This is a genomic window from Streptococcus suis (assembly GCF_019794555.1).
In the GTDB taxonomy this organism is placed as follows: domain Bacteria; phylum Bacillota; class Bacilli; order Lactobacillales; family Streptococcaceae; genus Streptococcus; species Streptococcus suis_AB.
Genome location: NZ_JAIMEP010000005.1, coordinates 1 through 23,281, shown reverse-complemented (window position 1 = coordinate 23,281; position 23,281 = coordinate 1). Strand labels below are relative to the sequence as shown.

Sequence of the window (23,281 nt, the reverse complement as noted above, 5' to 3'; positions counted from 1 at the left end):
AGAAAACATGTATAACTTAACGAATTTACTAAATTTTGATAAACAGTCTCTACAAGTCAATACTGATGAGATTTCAATTGTTATCCAGCCAACAGCTGAAACCATTGGAGAATATCCTAGTTACTGGCAACAAATTGCTCAAGAACTGACAGAAATAATTGTTGAAAAATTGTCACTTCCTACACTTTGCGGATCAATGCAACCAGAAAAAATAGCTCCAAAGGGATATACTACTGCATATAGTTTTGAAAATATGCCCTATTTCTTTAGAATTGCATTCCATGACCACTACATCAATATGGGAATTATTATTAAGTTTTCTGCATCAGCACTCAGTTTCTACCAACAAATTTTTCAAGAGTTCTATAATGAACCGATTGAAGTTTACGATATTCTTCAACGCCTCAATGAACCCTATTGGGATATGCATCTCAGTCGAATAGACTTTTGTGCAGATTACTTTAATTTTCCTTTGTCAGTAAACGACATTTATCAAAATTTAAAAAAGAATAAGTTTACAATCGTCAATAGCAAAGGGAAAAAGAGGCATTCAAAAACATCTGCTATCGAAATAAATCGAGAAGCTAAAACTTTGACAATCGGTTCAAGAGGAAAGGGTACAAATAGTTTTCTAAAAATCTATGATAAAAAAGCAGAGCAATTAGAAAATAATGGTCGGTATGCTCAAGTAGCTCAGAATGTTTCAAGCTGGATACGGTTTGAGGTAACCTATAAAAAGGAATATGCTAGACAGCTTACTAAACTAATCTTAGAGTTACCCTCCAGAGATTCACTACAACCATTTATTGCAAACAAGATTGTTGAAAAATATTGTCTTGTAGATATTGAATCTAATAGAATTACTGAATATAGTCAATCGCTGTTAGACTTTTCTTCTCACTCACTTCCACTTACATTGCTAAGCCCTAGAAATAATGAACTTATTCAGACCGTTCACTATATGCTAAAAGGTAGTGGCTTCTTTCCCTTATTAAGAAAAGTACAAGAAATATGGGGAGTATATGCAATGACCATTTTAATCAAACGATTATTATTTGAGTATCAATTCAACTATGTGCCAAATCCTGACTTAAATATTTGGCTCAAGAAAAATCTCCTAGAACTCCAAGTACTCGATTTTGAAGAATACTTAGAAAGTATTATTGAGATTTTCTATAAAAAGAACGCCTCTTCTTCTAAAGTAACCGCCAAGAAACCAAGAAGAAAAGACGCCAACAAGTTGTAGAGATAAGGCTAGGCTTATCCCTAGTCATTATCTCATATTAAGAAAGGAATTTCCATAATGAGAATAAATGAAATAAACCTTGAATTTTCAGAAATCACAGTAAAACTTCCTGAAGGGTACTCTATCCATTCAGAAGCTGAATATCAAGAACTACAAAAAAAGGCATCTATTGGTCACTATATGACACTTAATGAAGTCCTAGAGATGCTCTCTGTATCTCGTCCATGGCTACTTGAAAATGTCCTATATAAGACAACCATTCGCAAACAAATTGACATTGACCAAAACCCAAATGGATTTGTAAAATATCCTCAGAATCGAGGAGGACGTTATTACTTTCTAGCTAGCAAAACACGTGATTTTTTTGAACGGAATTTTCTAGAAATTTTCAAATAATTATGCTATGATAACCAAGACAACCCTTGGTTATCTGCTTTTTATGAAAGTGAGGTAACTATATGGCATCCTATAGACAAAGAGGTAAGAAAAAATTATGGGATTATAGAATCTTTGATGATAAAGGAAAAGTCATAGCTTCTAATTCTGGTTTTAGAACTAAAAAAGAAGCTGAACTTGAAGCAATTGAGATTGAACTTAGACTTCTAAAGGGAGCTAACATTGATAGACAAATTAGTTTACATGAACTTTGGAAAAAATGGTATGAACTACATATCATACCATTAAATAAAAAACAGGCGACACTCAACAAACACATAAAACGTGGCAAACTTATTGAAGAATTTTTTGGAAATATGCCTTTGGTAAATATAAAGGCTAGTCGCTACCAACTCTTTATAAATCAATTTGCCAAAACTAATGGTCGTGATAATGTTGCACGTTTAAATTCTGAAGTTAGGAAAGTTCTAGAATTTGCTAAACAAGACCGACTTGATTTCCATGACTTTACAATAGGTGTAAAGATTACTGGCTTAGAACCAGCAAAATCAAAAGAGGATAAGTATATTCATAGTAAAGCAGATTATAAAAAGTTAGTTAATTATCTTTACAACAATGTAAACTATACTGACAACTTGATTTACTATCTTCTTTACATACAGTTAAAGACTGGTATGAGATTTGGAGAAGTATTAGGTTTAACTTGGGATTGCATACTTTGGAAAACCAAAGAAATCGTAACTTACAGGCGGTACGACTCAACAAAAAATGAGTTTACAGACCCTAAAACAAAAACGTCAGTGCGTAATATACCTATTGATGATTCAGTAATAGATGTGCTTGACAAGTTATTGAAAGAACAAGAATCATTAAACTTGAAAAATTCAAAAAATCTTTTATTTGTTGACCCTATTTATGGTGTACCGTCAAATAAAACAGTCAACACTTGTCTTAGTGAACTCCTTCATCAACTAAATATAACTCCAAAAGTTCTAACCGCTACTGGTATTCGTCATACCTACATCAGTATTTTACTTGCTGAAGGAATCGATATTTGGACACTTTCAAAAATCGTAGGTCATAAGGACACAAAGCAGATTATAGAAACGTACTCTCATCTTATTAAGGAAAAAGAGGAGGAAGAAACTGAAAAAATTAGGAAAATCATGTCATCTACCAATTGACCAAGTTTTGACCAAATTTCCCTTTTGTATGATTATTCATGCCATTTTTTCACTATTTTTTCATTCTTATCCAATATATAGTAGAAGTTGAAATATTTGTAAGTTCATTGACCAACTTTTGACCAAAACAAGAAAAAACCTTGATTTCTCAAGGTTTCCTATGCTTTATTTACTCCGCCAACAGGGCTCGAACCTGTGACATCATGATTAACAGTCATGCGCTCTACCGACTGAGCTATGGCGGAAAAAATAGTCCGTACGGGATTCGAACCCGTGTTACCGCCGTGAAAAGGCGGTGTCTTAACCCCTTGACCAACGGACCATTTATTCTACAGAACAATATTTAGTATAATATAGCTCCAATCGTTTGTCAATATATTTTTACTATTTTTATTAACTTGACAGACTAAACCCTTTAATGTAAAATAAAATGGTTACTAGCGGTTCCATAGCTCAGCTGGATAGAGCATTCGCCTTCTAAGCGAACGGTCGCAGGTTCGAATCCTGCTGGAATCATTTTATCCCATCAGATTAGGTGGGATTTTTTTCTTGCCATAATTTGTAAGTTACATACATCATAGGAAGTATAACCCCAACCAAAGCATATTCATGAAACATTCTGGACAGGATTGTAGCACAAATAACTCCAAGCATAAAGCCAATTATGGTTATAAATATATTTCGTCCTGTCTTTATCAACTCCTTATTTTTTTCCATTATTCCTTTGAACCAAATAAAGGCTGCATTTTTGACATTACCAGTCATCATTACATTTGCATATGGAACACCCCTTAAAGTTCTAAATGTTTCAACTTGTATAGAAGCTACAAAAGCTAAGATAGCCATAGTAAAAAATGAAGACATAACCGGTGTCAGTATAACAGCAATTAATACAAAACATAACATAATGACACTGCTACCTAAATGCCAGGGATGGTGTCTTTTTAGAAAGTAATTTTTCACCAAATAGGTAAAAAATTGCCCACATACAAAGAAGACAATAGGAATTAGAAAATGGATGGTATTTGTAAAATTCCCTTGTCCCAATTGATTAGCTAAAAGAATAACATTTCCTGATTGAACACCTGCAAAGCGACCACCTTGAGTTAAATATGTAAAAGCATTTAGATAACCACTTATAAAAGTTAAACAACTTGCGATACGAAGTCCTTCAAAAACTCTATATTTCCTCACTCTTTCTCTCCTATGTTTCACATGAAACTATTTATGGTAAGGACTTCCCTGCTGAATCATAAAAGCCCTATAAATTTGCTCTATCAATACTAATCGCATTAATTGGTGTGGAAGGGTCAATTTTCCAAAACTCATCAATAAATTTGCCCTATTCTTAACAACAGAATCTAATCCCAAACTTCCACCAATAACAAATGTAATATCTGAATAGCCACTAGTTGTAATAGTATCTAATTTTTTACTAAATTCCTCTGAAGGGAATTGGGTTCCTTCAATAGCCAATACAATGACAAATTCTCGATCAGAGATTTTTGACATAATGCGATCAGACTCTTTTTTCAGAATTTGTTCATTCTCTGCCTGACTAGCATTGTCTGGTGTTTTTTCATCTTGTAGTTCTATGAATTCAAGCTTCGCAAATCTTCCCAACCTCTTTGCATATTCGCTTATACCATCTTTTAAATATTTTTCTTTCAGTTTACCAACGGTTATCAATTTTATTTTCATAAAAATATTGTAACATATCCACAGGGTATTCTCAGTAGTTGATTATAAAAAATTCTCTATAAATCAGTAGTTATTCACATACTAGTAAAAGTTATCCACAGCTTGTGGATTGATTTTTGAAAACTTTAAGTTATAATTAAGAAAGTAATTGTAATCTTAAAGCGAAATTGGGAAACTAGGAGGAATCCTTTAATGAAAAAATTATTGAAATTTGTTATTTTGTTTGTTGTTGGATTTTTAGGAGGAATTGGTGGGTATTACTTTGCTTCATCAACTCTGACTCAAGGAAATTCTACTTCAAATCAAGCAAAGACAACCAGTGTGAGCAATGTTCAATATAGCAACGATACCTCCACCACTCAAGCTGTGGAAAAAGTTCAAGATGCTGTTGTCTCCGTTATCAATTATCAAACTCAATCATCAAATAGCCTCAGTTCTATTTTTGGCAACATTGAAAGTTCAGATGAGCTAGCCGTTGCTGGAGAAGGTTCAGGTGTTATTTATAAAAAAGATGGTGATACAGCATATATTGTTACAAACAACCACGTAATTTCAGGTGCTGAAAAAATCGATATACTTTTGGCTTCTGGAGAAAAGCTTAGCGGAGAACTCGTAGGTGCAGATACTTATTCAGACATTGCTGTTATCAAAATTGCTGCAGATAAAGTGACCACTGTTGCTGAATTTGCTAATTCAGACACAATTAAAGTTGGAGAAACTGCGATTGCAATTGGTAGCCCATTAGGAAGTGTCTATGCAAATACAGTAACTCAGGGGATTATTTCTAGTCTCAGTCGTACAGTAACTTCACAAACAGAAAATGGCCAAACAATCTCAACAAATGCTATCCAGACTGATACAGCCATTAACCCAGGTAACTCAGGTGGACCACTTATCAATATTCAAGGACAAGTTATTGGTATCAACTCAAGTAAAATAACCTCTAGTTCTGTCAGCAGTTCAGGAGTTGCAGTAGAAGGAATGGGCTTTGCAATTCCATCAAATGATGCTGTACAGATTATTAATCAATTAGAAACAAATGGTAAAGTTACTCGTCCAGCTCTTGGTGTACAAATGGTCAATCTAACAGACCTATCTACTAGTCAATTAGAAAAAGCAGGGTTAGCAAATACAGACTTAACATCTGGAGTACTAATTGTATCTACTCAATCAGGTTTGCCAGCTGATGGAAAATTTGAACCATATGATGTCATTGTCGAAATCGATGGTGAAACCATTGAAAATAAGAGTGATTTACAAAGTGAACTTTACAAGCATCAAATTGGCGACACCATAACTGTTACCTATTATAGAAATAATAAGAAAATGACCGTTGACATTAAGTTGACACATTCAACGGATGATTTGTCATAAGATAATGTTTAAATAGACTTTACACAATTGTAAAGTCTATTTATTTTTGTTAGAATAACCGTATGGAAGAACTACACTATCTCAAAATAAAAGACATTCAGGCCAATCCCTATCAACCAAGATTGCATTTTGATGAAGAAAAATTATTGGAATTAGCTCAATCTATCAAAGAAAATGGCGTCATTCAACCCATTATTGTTCGCAGATCACCGCTGATTGGTTTTGAGTTACTTGCTGGTGAAAGACGATTAAGAGCTAGTCAACTAGCGGGATTAACAGAGATTCCAGCAGTCATCAAGCATCTATCTGATGATGATTTACTCTACCAAGCTATCATAGAAAACTTACAACGCTCTGACCTCAATCCTATTGAAGAGGCTCATTCCTACGAAAAGTTGATAGAAAAAGGCTTAACACATGATGAGATTGCCCAAATCATGGGAAAATCACGACCATATATCACTAATCTTCTTCGTTTACTCCATTTATCCGAATCTACGAGGCAAGCAGTAGAAACAGGAAAAATCACACAAGGGCATGCTAGACAGCTAGTAGCGCTATCAGAGAAACAACAAGCAGAATGGGTTCAAAAAATCCAAGAAAAGGATATCAGCGTACGACAGTTAGAAACAATACTATCCTCTAAAAAGAAAAAAACAATTAGAAAATCCGACCAATTTGTTGCAGAAGAAGAAGAGAAATTAGCAAAACTACTTGGAACCAAGGTAACAATCCAACAAAAGAAAAATGGATCGGGACAACTAACTATTCAATTTCAAAACATCGAAGAATTTGAAAGAATTATCAACAGTCTGAAATAGCATTGTTCATATTTTTATTCTATATACAAGGTTTTCCACAAGAAAATGTTTAAGAAATTCACTCGTATAGACTGTTTATTTGATTTATTCACATATTGTGGATAACTTTTATAAACAGTGTGGATTTTTTAAAACACCTGTGGAAAACTTTTCTTTTTTATGGTAAACTATTAGGACGATAACAAAAAGAAGGGAGGAGGTTATGAATCAAGAACAACGTTTTTGGCATCGTTTTTTAGAATTGGTGCAATCGAATTTTAAACCGTCTGTATATGACTTTTACGTTGCTGATGCAAAACTACTGACTATTCAACATCAGACTGCCAAAATATTTCTGAATCGTGATTTCAAAAAAGAATTTTGGGAAAAGAATTTTGAAGAATTAATGGTAGCTGCAAGTTTTGAAGTATACGGTGAACCTATTACGATTCAGTACCAGTTTACTGAAGAAACTACACAATATACTCCTCAGAGTGGGGCAATACCACCAATAGAAAATAGCATAGCTGAGGCTGCACCTGCTGAAATTCTTCCTGCTGTTCATCCTGATATTAAACCTCAATATACATTTGAAAACTTTGTGCAAGGGGACAATAATCAATGGGCAAAAGCAGCCGCACTGGCTGTCTCTGATAATCTGGGAGGCTTGTACAATCCATTATTTATTTTTGGAGGCCCAGGACTCGGTAAGACTCATATTTTGAATGCAATTGGAAATAAGGTATTAAGTGATAATCCTCACGCGCGAATTAAGTACGTCTCTTCAGAAACCTTTATCAATGACTTTTTAAAACATCTGCAATTAAACGATATGGATAGTTTTAAAAAGACCTATCGGAATCTAGATTTGCTACTCATTGATGACATTCAATCATTGAAAAATAAAGCCTCCACGCAAGAAGAGTTTTTCAATACATTTAATGCACTCCACACCCAAGATAAACAAATTGTATTGACAAGTGACAGAAACCCTGATTTCTTAGATAACATTGAAGAGCGCTTGGTAACACGTTTTAAATGGGGATTAACAAGTGAAATAACTCCGCCAGATTACGAAACCCGAATTGCGATTCTACGAAATAAATGTGATGAATCGCCCTATACATTTACCAATGAGACACTCTCTTATCTAGCAGGACAATTTGATTCCAACGTTCGTGATTTAGAAGGAGCATTGAAAGATATTAATCTTTTGGCCTCCATGCGAAATCTTTCTGAAATTACCGTTGAAGTTGCAGCAGAGGCTATTCGTTCTAGAAAACAAACAAGTCCTCAAAACCTAGTCATACCAATTGAAAAAATTCAAAATGAGGTAAGCAATTTTTACGGTGTTAGTGTAAAAGAATTGAAGGGCTCTAAACGAGTGCAACATATTGTTCACGCGCGCCAGGTGGCTATGTATCTAGCAAGAGAATTGACCGATAACTCTCTTCCAAAAATAGGAAAAGAATTTGGTAATAGAGACCATACAACTGTCATGCATGCCTACAATAAAATTAAATCTCTCTTGTTAGATGACGATAATTTAGAAATAGAGATAACTGCTATAAAAAATAAAATCCGCTAAGTTGTGGATAACTTCTATCAAAAACTGCCAAGTTATCCACATTTTGTGAACAAGTAGAAATCCTTGATTTATCTATAGTTTTTTAAGTTATCCACACTTTTCACAGAACCTACTATTACTATTAACCTTATAGATACTAAATAAAGGAGAATCCATGATTCAATTTTCAATAAATAAAACTATTTTTTTACAAGCATTGAATGTTACTAAAAGAGCTATTAGTAGTAAGAATGCTATTCCAATTCTTTCAACTGTTAAAATTTCAGTAACAAGTGAAGGAATTACTTTAACAGGTTCAAATGGACAAATTTCAATTGAACACTATATTTCAACTCAGGATGAAAATGCTGGTTTATTAATCTCTTCACCAGGTTCTATTCTTTTAGAAGCTGGATTCTTCATCAATGTTGTTTCTAGCATGCCGGATCTAGTATTAGATTTCGCTGAGATTGAACAAAAGCAGATTGTTTTAACCAGTGGAAAATCTGAAATTACCTTAAAAGGGAAAGATTCTGAGCAATATCCTCGTTTACAGGAAGTTCCTACCTCAAAACCTCTGATATTAGAAACAAGTACACTTAGACAAACCATCAATGAAACAGCCTTTGCGGCATCTACCCAGGAAAGTCGTCCAATTTTGACAGGTGTTCACTTTGTTCTGACAGAACATAAGAATCTAAAAACAGTAGCAACAGACTCGCACCGAATGAGTCAACGTAAACTAGAATTAGACACATCAGGAGATGACTTTGATGTTGTAATCCCAAGTCGATCCCTTCGTGAATTTACAGCTGTATTTACAGATGATATTGAGACAGTAGAAGTATTCTTCTCCAATAATCAAATTTTATTTAGAAGTGAGTCAATTAGCTTCTATACTCGGCTATTAGAAGGAACATATCCAGATACTGATCGTTTGATTCCAGTAGAATATAAAACAACAGTTGTTTTTAATACTGCTTCCTTACGCCACTCTATGGAACGCGCACGCTTACTGTCAAATGCTACTCAAAATGGTACTGTAAAACTAGAGATTACCAATAGCATAGTTTCTGCCCACGTAAATTCGCCAGAAGTTGGACGGGTGAATGAGGAATTAGACACTGTCGAAGTATTAGGTGAGGACTTAGTAATCAGCTTTAACCCAACTTATTTGATTGAAGCTTTGAAAGCTACAACTAGTGAACAAGTGAAAATTAGCTTCATTTCTTCAGTTCGACCATTTACCTTGGTGCCAAATAATGATGGTGAAGACTTTATTCAATTGATAACCCCAGTTCGCACAAACTAATATGAACAAGAACGGCCAAACAGGCCGTTTTTATGTTATACTAAAAAAATAATACTCTGTAATAATGAATGTGACTAGTGACGGGAAATAGATGACTTTATATATCTTAGCAAATCCGAATGCAGGTAGCCATGCTGCCAATAGCATCGTATCAAGCATTAAGGATAATTATCCGCAATTTACAATAAAAGAGTTTATGACTGTAGAGCCAGGGGACGAAAAAAATCAAATAGAGGCCATTTTAAGAGAATTTTCGTACAGAAAAGATCATTTTATCATCATTGGTGGAGATGGTACTTTATCAAAGGCTCTTACTTTTTGGCCTGCAGAATTACCTTTTGCTTACTTTCCGACCGGATCTGGGAATGATTTTGCAAAAGCTATGAATATCAAAAATTTATCTACAGTTATAGACTCAATCCTAGAGGGAAAAAGACAAAGCATATATGTTTTACAGAGTTCTTTTGGAACAGTTATGAATAGCATGGATATTGGTTTTGCAGCACAAGTAATCAATAGTTCTACAGATTCAGCTTTAAAAAGAATGTTAAATAAAATAAAATTAGGCAAATTAACTTACTTATTTTTTGGTATCAAAACCCTATTTTCAAAGCAATCCATTAATATAGAAGTGATTCTTGACGGAAAATCCTATCCATTAGACAATCTCTTTTTTCTTTCGATAGCCAACAGTAGTTATTTTGGTGGTGGAATTATGATTTGGCCAACAGCAAGTGCTAAAAAGAAAGAAATTGATCTTGTTTACTTTGAGAATAGTTCGTTTTTTCAACGACTTCAGTCATTGTTATCTATGGTTTTGAAAAAGCATGAATTATCACCAACTATTCGTCATCTAACAGGTTTACACGTAGTACTTAAATCAAATGAAAAACTATTATTACAGATGGATGGAGAGATTACTACAGCAAACGAAGTAAGTTTAATCTATCAAGAAAGAAGTATGTATCTTTAAGGAGGAAGTATGTATCAATTAGGATCCTTTGTCGAAATGAAAAAGCCTCATGCCTGTGTCATCAAATCGACCGGCAAGAAGGCCAATAAGTGGGAAGTAATCCGTCTAGGAGCGGATATCAAAATCCGCTGTAGCAACTGTGACCATGTAGTGATGATGAGCCGGCATGATTTTGAGAAAAAAATGAAGAAAGTTCTGCCAAGCGAAGGCTAGTTGACAACTTGCAACCATTGGTTGCGAAAATTTCTGAAGTGTTGCTAGTCAGCGACTCATGTCTAAGTTATACTAATCTTAGAAATCAGGGGGAATCTATCATGACTCAATTAGCCCAACAAATTCGAGCTTTACGCACAGCTAAGAATTTATCCCAAGATGGATTGGCAGAAAAACTCTATATTTCCCGTCAGGCTATTTCCAAATGGGAAAATGGTGAAGCAACGCCAGATATTGATAAACTGGTCCAGCTGGCAGAAATTTTTGATGTCAGTCTAGACTATCTGGTTTTAGGAAAAGAACCTGAGAACAATACCAAGGAAACAGGAACATATCAAACAGCAGAGCAAAAAATGGATATTTGGCAATTTATTGCTGGCTATTGGTGGATTGTGCTCTCTATTTTGGGATATTTATCTTGGTTTCTACCTCATATTTTGCCATCTATTTTTGGATGATACAAAGCTTGTTGATTCGCAAGCTTTTTTTCAAACTTTCTGCTATAATAGTCATGATTGAATTTTTAATTGGAGAGTAAAAAACATGGCTTTAACAGCAGGAATCGTAGGTTTACCTAACGTAGGTAAATCGACCTTATTTAATGCAATTACAAAGGCAGGAGCGGAAGCAGCAAACTACCCGTTCGCAACAATAGATCCGAACGTCGGTATGGTGGAAGTACCTGATGAGCGGTTACAAAAATTGACCGAACTCATTACCCCTAAAAAAACAGTGCCAACTACTTTTGAATTTACCGATATTGCTGGTATCGTCAAAGGTGCTTCAAAAGGTGAAGGGCTTGGAAATAAATTCTTGGCCAATATCCGTGAGGTGGATGCCATCGTTCACGTTGTCCGTGCTTTTGATGATGAAAATGTTATGCGTGAACAAGGCCGTGAAGATGCATTTGTGGATCCAATCGCAGATATTGATACTATTAACCTAGAATTGATTTTGGCGGACCTAGAGAGCATCAACAAGCGTTATGCGCGTGTTGAAAAAATGGCCCGTACTCAAAAAGACAAGGATTCTGTAGCAGAATTTACGGTTCTTGAGAAAATTAAGCCAGTTTTAGAAGATGGAAAATCTGCCCGCACCGTATCATTTACTGATGAAGAACAAAAGATTGTGAAACAGTTGTTCCTTTTGACTACTAAGCCAGTACTCTACGTAGCCAATGTTGATGAGGATACGGTAGCTAATCCAGACTCTATCGCATATGTCCAACAAATTCGTGATTTTGCTGCGACAGAAAATGCAGAAGTGGTGGTGATTTCTGCGCGTGCTGAAGAAGAAATTTCAGAACTAGACGATGAAGACAAGGGTGAGTTTTTGGAAGCTCTTGGTTTAACAGAATCTGGCGTGGACAAATTAACCCGTGCAGCCTATCACTTACTTGGATTAGGTACTTACTTTACAGCAGGAGAGAAGGAAGTACGTGCATGGACTTTCAAACGGGGTATTAAAGCACCTCAAGCTGCAGGTATTATTCACTCAGACTTTGAAAAAGGCTTTATCAGAGCAGTAACCATGTCCTATGATGATTTAATCAAGTATGGTAGCGAAAAGGCTGTAAAGGAAGCTGGACGTCTTCGTGAAGAAGGAAAAGAATATGTCGTTCAAGATGGTGACATCATGGAGTTCCGTTTTAATGTCTGATAGCCAACAATTCCCATTCTCTAATACTGTATTTACAAAGTGCTTAGGTAGAGGAATTGATAGAAAAAGAGTTCGTAGAATAATAGGACTAGTATTCGGTTGGGAAGTATTTTCCAGCCTTTTGGTATTTCTGATCGTTTAGTTTGTTTTTAGCACTAGGCATTGAACTATTGGCAGTACTAGAGTACAGCAAAGTGAGTGTGAAGTAACTTGACCAGTTCAAAAAGAGTACCTCCTCACTTCCAAATATGTAGGTTCGGGCTTCTATGGTCACCTTCTAATTTTACGGTGACCAGCTGAAACAGTTTTCCAAACAAGCCTCGCTTTTATTTTTTTAGCTCGGGTTAAAACAGTCATTTCCCTGACAGTTTTAATCCACCCCACTGGACTATTTTGACACAAACTTCGTTTGTTTTATTTCCTACCTCTAAGAATCTCCCAGATTGTTAGAGCAATCAACCACTGCGCTGAGATGCTGACACGAACTCTGAGAAGTGGCCCTGGGCTTGAGCCAAGCCTCATCTGGAAATAAGGAAACGGTTCAATGAAGTAATAAAAGATAAACTAAATGACAATAAGGAGGATAAATGACACGATTGATTATTGGTCTAGGGAATCCAGGAGACCGTTATTTTGAAACCAAGCATAATGTTGGTTTTATGCTTATTGATAAAATTGCTAAGCGTGAAAATGTAACCTTTACCCACGATAAGATTTTTCAAGCTGATATTGCAACAACTTTCATTGATGGAGAAAAAATCTTTTTAGTTAAACCAACTACGTTTATGAATGAGTCAGGAAAAGCTGTCCATGCTCTGATGACCTACTATGGTTTAGACGAAAAAGATATTTTAGTTGCATACGATGATTTAGATATGGCTGTTGGGAAAATTCGTTTTCGCCAAAAAGGTTCTGCTGGCGGCCATAATGGAATAAAATCTATCGTAAAATATATTGGAACACAAGAATTCGATCGGATTAAAATTGGAATTGGTCGCCCTAAAGGGAAGATGAGTGTTGTCAATCATGTCTTATCAGGATTTAATGCAGAGGATCGCATTGAAATTGATTTAGCACTAGATAAACTTGACAGTGCTGTCAACTTTTATTTAGAAGAAGATGATTTTGAAGCAATTATGAGAAAGTTTAACGGATAATGAATATATTAGATATACTTCACAAGAATAAGCAAATCAACCAATGGCAGTCAGGATTGAATAAATCAACTAGGCAATTGCTGTTGGGGCTTTCTGGAACGAGTAAATCTTTAGTCATGGCTACTGCTTATGATTGTCTAGCAGAGAAAATAATGATAGTGACTGCTAGTCAGAATGAAGCTGAAAAGCTGGTAGCAGATTTAACAGCGATAATTGGCAGTGAGAATATTTACAACTTCTTTACAGACGATAGTCCGATTGCAGAGTTTATATTTGCCTCAAAAGAACGAATCCAGTCAAGAATTGACAGCTTGAATTTTTTGACTGACACCACTCGGTCAGGAATTATTGTTGTCAGTATGGCAGCTTGTAGGGTTTTTTTGCCAAATCCAGTAGCCTATAAAAATGCGAAGATTCAAATTGAAATGGGTCAAGAATTTGAAGTTGACACTCTTGTAAAGAAACTTATTAATATTGGTTATAAGAAAGTGTCTCGTGTCTTAACACAGGGGGAATTTAGCCAACGTGGTGATATACTAGATATTTTTGATATGCAAGCAGACTCACCATATCGTTTGGAATTTTTTGGAGATGAGATTGATGGCATTCGTATCTTTGATGTTGACAGTCAAAAATCCTTAGAAAATCTAGACGAAATCTCGATTTATCCAGCTTCCGATATCATTTTGTCTTCGGAAGATTATGAGCGAGCGAGACAAAAAATTCAAACAGCCATTGAACATTCAAGCATAGAAGATCAGCAGTCATATTTACGAGAAGTATTAGCAGATATGCAAGCGGAGTATAGACATCCAGACTTGCGTAAATTTTTGTCTTTTTTATATGAAAATTCATGGACCTTATTGGACTATTTACCTAAGAGTTCGCCTCTATTTTTAGATGATTTTCATAAAATTGCTGACAAACAAGCACAGTTTGAAAAAGAGGTTGCTGAATTATTGACAGATGATTTACAAAATAGTAAATCCGTGTCAAGCCTTCAGTATTTTGCATCAACGTATTTAGAATTAAGAAAATATAAACCTGCTACCTTCTTTTCGAGTTTTCAAAAGGGGTTGGGAAATGTAAAATTCGATGCACTTTATCAATTTACACAACACCCTATGCAAGAATTCTTCCACCAAATTCCACTTTTAAAGGAAGAATTGACTCGGTATGCTAAGTCAAAGAATACGGTCATTATTCAAGCAAGTTCTGAATCAAGTTTACATACTTTACAAAAAGCTTTACAGGAGTATAATATCCAACTACCATCTTATCCATCCGATAAGTTGGTAGAAGGTCAACAACAAGTTACTATTGGGCAATTTACAGCTGGGTTTCATCTGATGGATGAAAAGCTTGTTTTGATTACTGAAAAAGAGATTTTTAATAAAAAAATTAAGCGCAAGGTTCGAAAAACGAATATTTCTAATGCTGAGCGCATAAAGAACTATAGTGAGCTAGCTGTTGGTGACTATGTAGTTCACCATGTTCATGGTATTGGTAAGTATTTAGGAATTGAAACCATAGAAATTTCAGGAATTCATCGTGATTATCTGACTGTCCAATATCAAAATGCAGATCGAATTTCCATTCCCGTCGAACAAATAGATCTTCTCTCCAAATACTTAGCATCTGATGGAAAAGCTCCAAAAGTTAATAAATTAAATGATGGTCGTTTCCAGCGAACAAAACAAAAAGTTCAAAAACAAGTAGAAGATATAGCAGATGATTTAATTAAACTATATGCAGAGCGTAGCCAACTAAAAGGCTTTGCCTTTTCACCAGATGATGAGAATCAAGTTGAGTTTGACAACTACTTTACACATGTGGAAACCGACGACCAACTTCGTTCCATTGATGAAATAAAAAAGGACATGGAAAAAGATTCTCCAATGGATCGTTTATTAGTAGGAGATGTTGGTTTTGGTAAAACAGAAGTAGCTATGCGTGCTGCCTTTAAAGCTGTCAACGATGGCAAACAGGTTGCTATTCTTGTACCAACGACTGTTCTGGCTCAACAACATTATGCGACTTTCCAAGAACGGTTTGCAGAATTTCCTGTAAATGTGGATGTGATGAGTCGTTTTAAAACAAAGGCAGAGCAGGAAAAAACACTTGAGAAGTTGAAAAAAGGACAAATTGATATCCTGATTGGTACCCATCGACTTCTATCAAAAGATGTTGTTTTTGCTGATTTAGGTTTACTGGTCATTGATGAAGAGCAACGGTTCGGTGTTAAACATAAAGAACGCTTGAAGGAACTGAAAAAGAAAATTGATGTCTTAACATTAACTGCTACCCCAATTCCTCGGACATTGCAAATGTCCATGCTAGGAATAAGAGATTTATCGGTAATTGAGACTCCACCGACCAATCGGTATCCTGTTCAAACATATGTGATGGAAACAAATCCATCTGTAATTCGAGATGCAGTTCTACGAGAAATTGATCGTGGAGGTCAGGTTTACTATCTTTACAATAAAGTTGACACCATTGAACAGAAAGTGTCTGAATTAAAAGAATTGGTTCCAGAAGCTACTATAGGATACGTCCATGGACAAATGTCGGAGATCCAATTAGAAAATACTCTCTATGCCTTTGTAGAGGGTGAGTATGATATTCTAGTGACCACAACAATCATTGAAACAGGTGTTGATATTCCCAATGCTAATACACTGTTTATTGAAAATGCAGACCACATGGGACTGTCAACTCTTTATCAACTTAGAGGACGTGTTGGCCGTTCCAGTCGGATTGCCTATGCCTATCTCATGTACCGTCCAGACAAGTCCTTGACAGAAGTAGCTGAAAAACGCTTGGAAGCCATTAAGGGCTTTACAGAACTAGGATCAGGTTTCAAGATTGCCATGCAAGATTTGTCCATTCGTGGTGCGGGAAATATTTTAGGTGCTGCTCAGTCAGGTTTTATTGATTCTGTGGGATATGAGATGTATTCACAATTGCTGGAACAAGCCATCTTGGAAAAACAAGGCAAGGCGTCTCAGCGTCAGAAAAGCAACACTGAGGTCAATTTACAGATTGATGCCTATTTACCAAGTGATTATATTGGTGATCAGCGACAAAAAATTGAAATTTACAAGCGTATAAAGAATATTGACAGTCGTGTCAATTATCAAGAATTACAGGAAGAATTGATTGACCGTTTTGGAGAGTATCCTGATGTAGTAGCCTACTTACTTGAAATTGGACTTCTTAAATCTTACCTGGACCAGGTCTTTTGTAATACGGTTTTAAAACGACAACATCAGGTGATTGTTACATTTGAACCGATGGCAGGTCAAATTTTTCTAACGCAAGATTATTTCGAAGCACTTTCTTCCACTAATTTAAAAGCTCAGATAACAGAAAATAGAGGAAAGTTGGCAATTATTTTTAATATTCAACAGAAAAAAGAATATGAGATTTTAGAAGAAATGATTTCTTTTGCTGAAAAGTTGCAAGAAATAAAGGCTAGAAAGGCAGAATAAATTTCTCAATTGAATGAAAAAATGGTAGAATATTTACTTGAGGTAAAGGTATGAGACTAGATAAATATTTAAAAGTTTCTCGCATTATCAAGCGTCGCACAGTTGCAAAAGAAGTAGCTGATAAGGGAAGAATAAAAGTCAATGGCATTTTAGCAAAATCTTCAACAGATTTGAAAATGAATGATCAGATTGAAATCCAATTCGGTAATAAACTACTCACTGTTAAAGTACTTGAAATGAAAGATTCTACAAAAAAAGAAGATGCACTGAAAATGTATGAAATCATCAGTGAAAAAAGGATAGAAACAGATGAAAAAATCTAACATCCTCCAACTGAATAATTCGTTTATTCAGTCAGAACGCCAAAAAAATCAACATTTTCACGAAGAACGACAACGAAAAAATCGTTTTATGGGAGCCATACTTGTTTTAGTCATTTTTTTGTTTATATTGCCGACTTACAACTTAGTTCAAAGCTATGGTAAGTTGCAAGAAAATGAAAAGAAATTGGTTGAATTAGAAACACGGTATGAAGAATTAGTCGATGTTGAAAAGCAAGAATCTCAATTGGTAACCAAATTAAAAGATGAAGATTATGCTGCCAAATATGTTCGAGCAAAATATCAATACTCCAAAGAAGGGGAATTTGTCTACAATATTCCAGGGTTACCGAATGACTGAGTCTATTTTACAAATTGTGGAGCAATTTTTACAGCATTCTGACGAAAAATTAGAAGAATTATCGCAAAAAAATAGGGAACTGAAGCTAGAAGAAAAGGAAACATAGAATAGAGAGGAAAGGAGGGAATATGCAGAAAAAACTGATCGTATGGTTGTTACCAATTTTATTTGGATGGCAAGTGGTTGATAGTACTGAAATACCGTTTGAACTCACAGCGCAAGAAGAATATGGATTAACGCAAACTGTTTATGATCAGTATTTTCAAACAATCCCTCAAAATCCAAATGTTTTTCAAACTGAAAGTATCTATTCTGATGTAAACTTGACTCAGGTAAGTGGACAAATAAAACCAAATCAAGATTTTTCTATCACAAGTGTAGCAATCAATGAAAGGAAAGAGTTAGTGTATCAATTAGATAATACTCACTATATTCTTGCAAGTAAACAGCTACTCTTTGATGATACGATTGTGACCGAATCCTCTGTAGAACAAACTTATTGGCTTAAACAAGGATTTACTGTATTGTCTTCCCCAATTTCTAATCAAGCAAAGGAATTGAAAACAGACTTGCGAGCCTATCAAGCAATTACCATTTCTAAAATTACGACAACTGCCATTGGAGACTTTGCCTATATCAGTGATAGAGGCTGGATTTCACTAAAAGATTTATCAGAAAAAGACAATAGAATGGAAGCTGTTCAAGCATTATTGAGCAGCAACTATTCAAAAAATAATATAGGAATTTATGTAAAAGATTTAACAACTGGAAAGGAAGCAGGTGTTAATCAAGACAAGATATTTTATTCTGCAAGTATTGCTAAGCTCCCTATTTTATACTATGTCCAAGAGAAACTGAATGCTGGTCAGGTTTCCTTGACCACTTCAGTTAAATATACAGCAGAATCAATCTCATTTAATGGGGCATATAAAGTCTCTGGTAGTGGTTCCTTATCAAAAACACCCGATAACAAAGACTACACCATTGAGGAATTAATTAATAAAACAGCTAAAGTGTCAGATAATGTAGCAAGTAATTTACTTTCATATTATATAGCAAATAAATTTGATGATGATTTTTATCAAGTGACGACTGCTGTTACAGGTAGTAAATGGGATATGGTTTCACGTGAAACATCAGCTCAAGTTGCAGGAAAAATGATGGAAGCCTTATATGAACAAAATGGCTATGTCATAGAAAGTTTATTATCTACCCAATTTGATAACCAACGCATTTCGAAAGACATTCCAGTCCCAGTTGCTCATAAGATTGGTGATGCAGATGATGTGAAACATGATGTGGCAATTGTATATGCAGAATCTCCTTTTGTTTTATCCATCTTTACGGATAAATCAAGCTATGATGAGATTACTCAAATCGCAAATGGTATTTATGGTATATTAAAATAAATGAAAAATAAATTTTTAAAAGTGACACAGGAAGGTCACTTTTTTGATAAACACAAGAAAGTATTAGTGGCTGTATCAGGTGGTTTAGATTCTATGAATCTATTTCATCTCTTGCACGAATATAGCAAAGAATTAGGCATTGAACTTGGACTTGCCCATGTCAACCATGGACAAAGAGAGGAATCTGTTACTGAGGAAAAATATCTCAAACAGTTAGCAAAAGATTGTGAAGTACCTTTCTATTTATCCCGCTTTGAAGGAATATTTTCAGAAGAAGCAGCACGTAAATGGCGCTATACATTTTTTGCTGAAGTTATGGAGAAAGAGGGATACACTGCTCTAGTCACAGCCCATCATGCTGATGATCAAGCCGAGACGGTGTTGATGCGTTTGATAAGAGGGAGTCGACTGCGCCACCTATCTGCCATTAAGCCTATTCAACCCTTTGCCTCAGGTGAGCTTATCCGACCACTATTATCTTTCCATAAAACCGAGTTTGAAGACTTATTTCACTTTGAAGATAGTAGTAATACAGATTTGGGATATTTTCGAAATAGAGTCAGAAATAACTACATTCCACAGTTAAAACAAGAAAATCCTAAAATTGATATAGCACTCAATCATCTAGCAGATGACACCAATTACATCTATCAAGCAGTACGAGACTTAACAAAGGATATATCAACAACTGATTTAGTAAGTTTTCAACAACAGACACCTGCGGTTCAACGCATCTTAATTGAAGAGTATTTAGATAATTTTCCTGATTTACAACTCTCTCGTTCTCAGTTTGAGCAATTGATACATATATTACAATCGAATAAGAACTATTATCACATATTAAAAAATGACTATGTACTAGAGAAAAACTATCAGAATTTTCGTATCTATAAAATAGGACCAGAGACGTATAGCCAACAGGAAAAAATCGTGATAAAATCAGAAGGTATTTTTTCATATGATTCTTATGTTTTTTCTCTGAACCACCCCTTAAAAGATGCGGATTGGGTAATTCATTTTCCAACAGATGAACCAATTTTATTAAGAGGAAGACAAGCAGGAGATACTATCTTAGTAAATGGTATCACTAAAAAACTCCGTCGCTGGTTTATTGACCATAAAATTCCACAAAAAATTAGACAGGAGGCTATTATCATCGAACAATCGGATAAAATATACGGAATTGTAAAACTAGTGACTAGTGATTTGAGTAAATTTGCAAAGAATGATATAATTAAGGCTACATTATATATAAAAATGAAAGAGTAGAACAACTATGTTGGACAAAGATATAAAAAAAATTCTTGTCTCAGAAGAAGAGATAGTCGAAAAAAGTAAAGAACTCGGACAAATTATTGCGAAAGAATATGCTGATAAGAACCCACTTCTCGTTGGTATTTTGAAAGGTTCTATTCCTTTTATGGCAGAACTTATCAAACATATTGATGCCCATATTGAAACAGACTATATGGTTGTTTCAAGTTACCATGGTGGTACTGAAAGTAGTGGGACAGTTAAAATTGTTAAAGACTTAGACAATAGTGTTGCTGGTCGTCATATTATTTTTATAGAAGACATCATTGATACTGGTCGCACACTGAAAGAATTAAAAGAACTCTTTGCGTTGCGACAAGCAGCATCAATAAAAATTGCTACACTTCTAGATAAACCTGAAGGTCGTGTTGTTGAAATAGAACCAGACTATACTTGTTTCACCATTCCAAATGAATTTGTAGTAGGGTTTGGATTAGATTATGACGAAAATTACCGTAACCTTCCTTATGTTGGTGTACTCAAAGAGGAAGTTTATACAAAATAGAAAAAGGTTTCCTATAATATTATGAACAATCAACCAAATAAAGGATTTATAAAAAATCCTTTTCTCATTATTCTCGTTATAGCGACCTTGGTTACAGCTTTTCAATTTTTTAATGCTGGTCAACAGGTTGCAACACAAGAAATTAGCTATTCACAAGTCATTACGGAATTAAAAAATGACAATGTATCTGAAATTACATATCAACCTGATTCAAGTGTCATCGAAATAACAGGTACATATAAAGAAGAACAAGAAGCTAATGATGAACTCGCATCTTCTATCAAATTATTCCAAGTCTCTAGTACAATTAAATATAAAAACTTTAAGGCTCTAATACTTCCATCTGAAACAAGTTTGTCAGAATTACAAACACTTGCAGATGAAAATGGTGTTAAAGTTACAGTTAAACCAGAGAGTACAAATGGCTTATGGTTCAGTATCTTGATAAATCTTGTTCCACTCATCATTTTTGGTGTATTTTTCATGATGATGATGAACCAAGGTGGCGGTGGAGCACGCGGAGCAATGAACTTTGGTCGAAACAAAGCTAAAGCTCTTGAACAAAGCAATATAAAAGTACGTTTCTCAGACGTCGCAGGCGCAGAAGAAGAAAAACAAGAACTGGTAGAAGTTGTTGAATTCTTGAAAGATCCTAAACGTTTCACGAAATTAGGTGCTCGTATTCCAGCCGGTGTCCTTTTAGAGGGCCCTCCGGGAACAGGTAAAACACTACTTGCTAAAGCTGTGGCTGGTGAAGCCGGTGTACCATTCTTTTCTATTTCAGGTTCTGATTTTGTTGAAATGTTTGTTGGTGTTGGTGCTAGTCGTGTACGTTCACTTTTTGAAGATGCTAAAAAAGCAGCCCCAGCCATTATTTTCATCGATGAAATTGATGCCGTTGGTCGCCAACGTGGCGTCGGCATGGGTGGCGGAAATGATGAACGCGAACAAACTCTTAACCAACTCTTGATTGAAATGGATGGTTTTGAAGGAAACGAAGGAATTATTGTTATTGCTGCAACAAACCGTAGTGATGTACTCGATCCAGCTTTGCTTCGTCCAGGGCGTTTTGACCGTAAAGTATTGGTTGGCCGTCCAGATGTTAAAGGACGCGAAGCTATTCTTAAGGTTCATGCTAAAAATAAACCACTTGCAGCAGATGTTGATTTAAAATTAGTAGCACAACAAACACCAGGTTTTGTTGGAGCTGATTTAGAGAATGTTCTTAACGAAGCGGCACTTGTCGCAGCTCGGCGAAATAAAACGATTATTGATGCATCCGATATTGATGAAGCAGAAGATCGTGTCATTGCAGGTCCATCTAAGAAAGATCGTCAGGTGTCTGCTAAAGAACGTGAAATAGTTGCCTATCATGAAGCGGGACACACTATTGTAGGTCTTGTTTTATCAAACGCTCGCGAGGTACATAAAGTAACTATCGTCCCACGTGGTCGTGCAGGAGGTTACATGATTGCACTACCTAAGGAAGACCAAATGCTTCTTTCAAAAGATGATATGAAAGAACAATTGGCAGGCCTTATGGGTGGACGTGTAGCAGAAGAAATTATCTTCAATACACAGACCACAGGAGCATCAAACGACTTCGAACAAGCAACGCAGATGGCGCGTGCAATGGTTGCAGAGTATGGTATGAGTGAAAAAATGGGTCCAATGCAGTACGAAGGGAACCATGCAATGTTTGGTGGTCAAACCACTCAGAAATATATTTCAGAACAGACTGCTTATGAATTAGATAATGAAGTCAGAGATTTATTAAATGAAGCTCGAAACAAAGCAGCAGATATTATCCAGTCAAACCGTGAAACACATAAACTCATCGCTGAGGCATTGCTCAAATATGAAACACTTGATAGTGTCCAAATAAAATCACTCTATGAAACAGGTAAAATGCCTGAGCATACCGAACATGGTGAGGACGATGTCCATCCACTTTCATACGATGAGATAAAAAATAAGATGAATGATCAGTAAAAAAATAATTCAAAATATAAATGATTGTTCAAAATAAATTCCCATAGCGCTCTTGGTCAAGAGCGCTATGTTTGGTATTTAGGGAAATAGACAAAGAAACTTCGGCTCCTAGATATTAGTACAAAAACAAATGAGAATACAGTTGAAAATAAAGTATGAAAAGAAACAAAAAAAGTTTAAAAAAGTAGTTGACATGTAAGTCTGAAGATGATAGAATAATTGAGTTGTCTCTTGAGGGACTGGTTAACAGAGGAACGAAAAAAAGTTTCAAAAAAGTGTTGACAAGACCTTGAAGAAATGATAA

The 23,281-nt window shown here is 35.3% G+C and carries 22 protein-coding genes and 3 tRNA genes; 21 read left to right on the top strand and 4 right to left on the bottom strand.

Annotated features, from left to right (window positions below; genetic code table 11):
- Positions 1–7 precede the first annotated feature (7 nt).
- The 3 genes from K6V48_RS03215 (at position 8) to K6V48_RS03205 (ending at position 2,826) form a co-directional block, all read left to right on the top strand.
- Positions 8–1,246, top strand: a complete 1,239-nt coding sequence (locus K6V48_RS03215; protein ID WP_222367958.1) for a replication initiation factor domain-containing protein — start codon at positions 8–10, stop codon at positions 1,244–1,246.
- Between the two features lie 57 nt (positions 1,247–1,303).
- A complete protein-coding gene (locus tag K6V48_RS03210) occupies positions 1,304–1,642 on the top strand; it encodes a DUF771 domain-containing protein (protein WP_222367956.1) in 339 nt (112 codons plus the stop codon).
- A gap of 62 nt (positions 1,643–1,704) precedes the next feature.
- Positions 1,705–2,826: a site-specific integrase gene (locus K6V48_RS03205; protein ID WP_222367953.1), complete on the top strand. Its 1,122-nt coding sequence runs from the start codon at positions 1,705–1,707 to the stop codon at positions 2,824–2,826.
- Positions 2,827–2,998: 172 nt separating this feature from the next.
- On the opposite strand, the gene K6V48_RS03200 is transcribed toward K6V48_RS03205, so the two are convergent.
- Both K6V48_RS03200 and K6V48_RS03195 read right to left on the bottom strand, forming a co-directional pair.
- A tRNA-Asn gene (locus K6V48_RS03200) sits at positions 2,999–3,071 on the bottom strand.
- Between the two features lie 5 nt (positions 3,072–3,076).
- A tRNA-Glu gene (locus K6V48_RS03195) sits at positions 3,077–3,148 on the bottom strand.
- A gap of 120 nt (positions 3,149–3,268) precedes the next feature.
- Here K6V48_RS03195 and K6V48_RS03190 point away from each other — a divergent pair.
- Positions 3,269–3,342, top strand: a tRNA-Arg gene (locus K6V48_RS03190).
- A 15-nt stretch (positions 3,343–3,357) separates the two neighbouring features.
- Here the strand turns inward: K6V48_RS03190 and K6V48_RS03185 are convergent.
- Complete coding sequence (locus K6V48_RS03185) at positions 3,358–4,020, bottom strand: YoaK family protein (protein ID WP_277942094.1); 663 nt, start codon at positions 4,018–4,020, stop codon at positions 3,358–3,360.
- A 27-nt stretch (positions 4,021–4,047) separates the two neighbouring features.
- On the bottom strand, positions 4,048–4,527 hold the full coding sequence (rlmH, locus tag K6V48_RS03180; RefSeq protein ID WP_024396349.1) for a 23S rRNA (pseudouridine(1915)-N(3))-methyltransferase RlmH: 480 nt from the start codon (positions 4,525–4,527) through the stop codon (positions 4,048–4,050).
- Positions 4,528–4,719: 192 nt separating this feature from the next.
- Between rlmH and K6V48_RS03175 the strand changes: the two genes are divergently transcribed.
- The 17 genes from K6V48_RS03175 (at position 4,720) to ftsH (ending at position 22,977) form a co-directional block, all read left to right on the top strand.
- On the top strand, positions 4,720–5,901 hold the full coding sequence (locus K6V48_RS03175; protein WP_222367951.1) for a S1C family serine protease: 1,182 nt from the start codon (positions 4,720–4,722) through the stop codon (positions 5,899–5,901).
- Between the two features lie 62 nt (positions 5,902–5,963).
- Entirely contained in the window at positions 5,964–6,722 is a 759-nt protein-coding gene (locus tag K6V48_RS03170; protein WP_024404574.1) for a ParB/RepB/Spo0J family partition protein, read from the top strand.
- A gap of 202 nt (positions 6,723–6,924) precedes the next feature.
- A complete protein-coding gene (dnaA, locus tag K6V48_RS03165; RefSeq protein ID WP_024404575.1) occupies positions 6,925–8,289 on the top strand; it encodes a chromosomal replication initiator protein DnaA in 1,365 nt (454 codons plus the stop codon).
- Positions 8,290–8,443: 154 nt separating this feature from the next.
- Positions 8,444–9,580, top strand: a complete 1,137-nt coding sequence (gene dnaN, locus K6V48_RS03160; RefSeq protein WP_171989299.1) for a DNA polymerase III subunit beta — start codon at positions 8,444–8,446, stop codon at positions 9,578–9,580.
- 91 nt (positions 9,581–9,671) lie between these two features.
- Positions 9,672–10,553: a diacylglycerol/lipid kinase family protein gene (locus K6V48_RS03155; protein WP_222367950.1), complete on the top strand. Its 882-nt coding sequence runs from the start codon at positions 9,672–9,674 to the stop codon at positions 10,551–10,553.
- Positions 10,554–10,562: 9 nt separating this feature from the next.
- Positions 10,563–10,766 carry a DUF951 domain-containing protein gene (locus K6V48_RS03150; RefSeq protein ID WP_024404576.1) on the top strand — a complete coding sequence of 68 codons (204 nt, stop codon included), beginning with the start codon at positions 10,563–10,565 and terminating at the stop codon, positions 10,764–10,766.
- A 101-nt stretch (positions 10,767–10,867) separates the two neighbouring features.
- Positions 10,868–11,224: a helix-turn-helix domain-containing protein gene (locus K6V48_RS03145; RefSeq protein WP_044687198.1), complete on the top strand. Its 357-nt coding sequence runs from the start codon at positions 10,868–10,870 to the stop codon at positions 11,222–11,224.
- 85 nt (positions 11,225–11,309) lie between these two features.
- A complete protein-coding gene (gene ychF / locus K6V48_RS03140) occupies positions 11,310–12,425 on the top strand; it encodes a redox-regulated ATPase YchF (RefSeq protein ID WP_172017527.1) in 1,116 nt (371 codons plus the stop codon).
- Between the two features lie 587 nt (positions 12,426–13,012).
- Positions 13,013–13,582: an aminoacyl-tRNA hydrolase gene (pth, locus tag K6V48_RS03135; RefSeq protein WP_222367949.1), complete on the top strand. Its 570-nt coding sequence runs from the start codon at positions 13,013–13,015 to the stop codon at positions 13,580–13,582.
- Entirely contained in the window at positions 13,582–17,076 is a 3,495-nt protein-coding gene (mfd, locus tag K6V48_RS03130; RefSeq protein WP_222367948.1) for a transcription-repair coupling factor, read from the top strand. Before pth ends, mfd begins: the two co-directional genes overlap by 1 nt.
- Before the next feature lie 50 nt (positions 17,077–17,126).
- Positions 17,127–17,399 (top strand): RNA-binding S4 domain-containing protein, encoded by a 273-nt coding sequence (locus K6V48_RS03125; RefSeq protein ID WP_130555441.1) that lies wholly within the window; start codon positions 17,127–17,129, stop codon positions 17,397–17,399.
- Positions 17,386–17,757 carry an FtsB family cell division protein gene (locus tag K6V48_RS03120; protein WP_222367947.1) on the top strand — a complete coding sequence of 124 codons (372 nt, stop codon included), beginning with the start codon at positions 17,386–17,388 and terminating at the stop codon, positions 17,755–17,757. The genes K6V48_RS03125 and K6V48_RS03120 overlap by 14 nt, the downstream gene beginning before the upstream one ends.
- On the top strand, positions 17,750–17,863 hold the full coding sequence (locus tag K6V48_RS11780; protein ID WP_032512079.1) for an SP_0009 family protein: 114 nt from the start codon (positions 17,750–17,752) through the stop codon (positions 17,861–17,863). Before K6V48_RS03120 ends, K6V48_RS11780 begins: the two co-directional genes overlap by 8 nt.
- Before the next feature lie 22 nt (positions 17,864–17,885).
- Positions 17,886–19,166, top strand: a complete 1,281-nt coding sequence (locus K6V48_RS03115; protein WP_222367945.1) for a serine hydrolase — start codon at positions 17,886–17,888, stop codon at positions 19,164–19,166.
- Positions 19,167–20,435, top strand: coding sequence for a tRNA lysidine(34) synthetase TilS (gene tilS, locus K6V48_RS03110; RefSeq protein WP_222367941.1), 1,269 nt, complete (start codon positions 19,167–19,169; stop codon positions 20,433–20,435).
- 7 nt (positions 20,436–20,442) lie between these two features.
- On the top strand, positions 20,443–20,985 hold the full coding sequence (gene hpt / locus K6V48_RS03105) for a hypoxanthine phosphoribosyltransferase (protein ID WP_024391661.1): 543 nt from the start codon (positions 20,443–20,445) through the stop codon (positions 20,983–20,985).
- Positions 20,986–21,006: 21 nt separating this feature from the next.
- Positions 21,007–22,977: an ATP-dependent zinc metalloprotease FtsH gene (gene ftsH / locus K6V48_RS03100; protein WP_024403536.1), complete on the top strand. Its 1,971-nt coding sequence runs from the start codon at positions 21,007–21,009 to the stop codon at positions 22,975–22,977.
- The last annotated feature ends 304 nt before the right edge of the window (positions 22,978–23,281 follow it).

Coding starts and splice junctions, on each gene's coding strand:
- K6V48_RS03215 (WP_222367958.1), top strand. CDS start 8: ATGTATAACTTAACGAATTTACTAAATTTTGATAAACAGTCTCTACAA.
- K6V48_RS03210 (WP_222367956.1), top strand. CDS start 1,304: ATGAGAATAAATGAAATAAACCTTGAATTTTCAGAAATCACAGTAAAA.
- K6V48_RS03205 (WP_222367953.1), top strand. CDS start 1,705: ATGGCATCCTATAGACAAAGAGGTAAGAAAAAATTATGGGATTATAGA.
- rlmH (WP_024396349.1), bottom strand. CDS start 4,527: ATGAAAATAAAATTGATAACCGTTGGTAAACTGAAAGAAAAATATTTA.
- K6V48_RS03175 (WP_222367951.1), top strand. CDS start 4,720: ATGAAAAAATTATTGAAATTTGTTATTTTGTTTGTTGTTGGATTTTTA.
- K6V48_RS03170 (WP_024404574.1), top strand. CDS start 5,964: ATGGAAGAACTACACTATCTCAAAATAAAAGACATTCAGGCCAATCCC.
- dnaA (WP_024404575.1), top strand. CDS start 6,925: ATGAATCAAGAACAACGTTTTTGGCATCGTTTTTTAGAATTGGTGCAA.
- dnaN (WP_171989299.1), top strand. CDS start 8,444: ATGATTCAATTTTCAATAAATAAAACTATTTTTTTACAAGCATTGAAT.
- K6V48_RS03155 (WP_222367950.1), top strand. CDS start 9,672: ATGACTTTATATATCTTAGCAAATCCGAATGCAGGTAGCCATGCTGCC.
- K6V48_RS03150 (WP_024404576.1), top strand. CDS start 10,563: ATGTATCAATTAGGATCCTTTGTCGAAATGAAAAAGCCTCATGCCTGT.
- K6V48_RS03145 (WP_044687198.1), top strand. CDS start 10,868: ATGACTCAATTAGCCCAACAAATTCGAGCTTTACGCACAGCTAAGAAT.
- ychF (WP_172017527.1), top strand. CDS start 11,310: ATGGCTTTAACAGCAGGAATCGTAGGTTTACCTAACGTAGGTAAATCG.
- pth (WP_222367949.1), top strand. CDS start 13,013: ATGACACGATTGATTATTGGTCTAGGGAATCCAGGAGACCGTTATTTT.
- mfd (WP_222367948.1), top strand. CDS start 13,582: ATGAATATATTAGATATACTTCACAAGAATAAGCAAATCAACCAATGG.
- K6V48_RS03125 (WP_130555441.1), top strand. CDS start 17,127: ATGAGACTAGATAAATATTTAAAAGTTTCTCGCATTATCAAGCGTCGC.
- K6V48_RS03120 (WP_222367947.1), top strand. CDS start 17,386: ATGAAAAAATCTAACATCCTCCAACTGAATAATTCGTTTATTCAGTCA.
- K6V48_RS11780 (WP_032512079.1), top strand. CDS start 17,750: ATGACTGAGTCTATTTTACAAATTGTGGAGCAATTTTTACAGCATTCT.
- K6V48_RS03115 (WP_222367945.1), top strand. CDS start 17,886: ATGCAGAAAAAACTGATCGTATGGTTGTTACCAATTTTATTTGGATGG.
- tilS (WP_222367941.1), top strand. CDS start 19,167: ATGAAAAATAAATTTTTAAAAGTGACACAGGAAGGTCACTTTTTTGAT.
- hpt (WP_024391661.1), top strand. CDS start 20,443: ATGTTGGACAAAGATATAAAAAAAATTCTTGTCTCAGAAGAAGAGATA.
- ftsH (WP_024403536.1), top strand. CDS start 21,007: ATGAACAATCAACCAAATAAAGGATTTATAAAAAATCCTTTTCTCATT.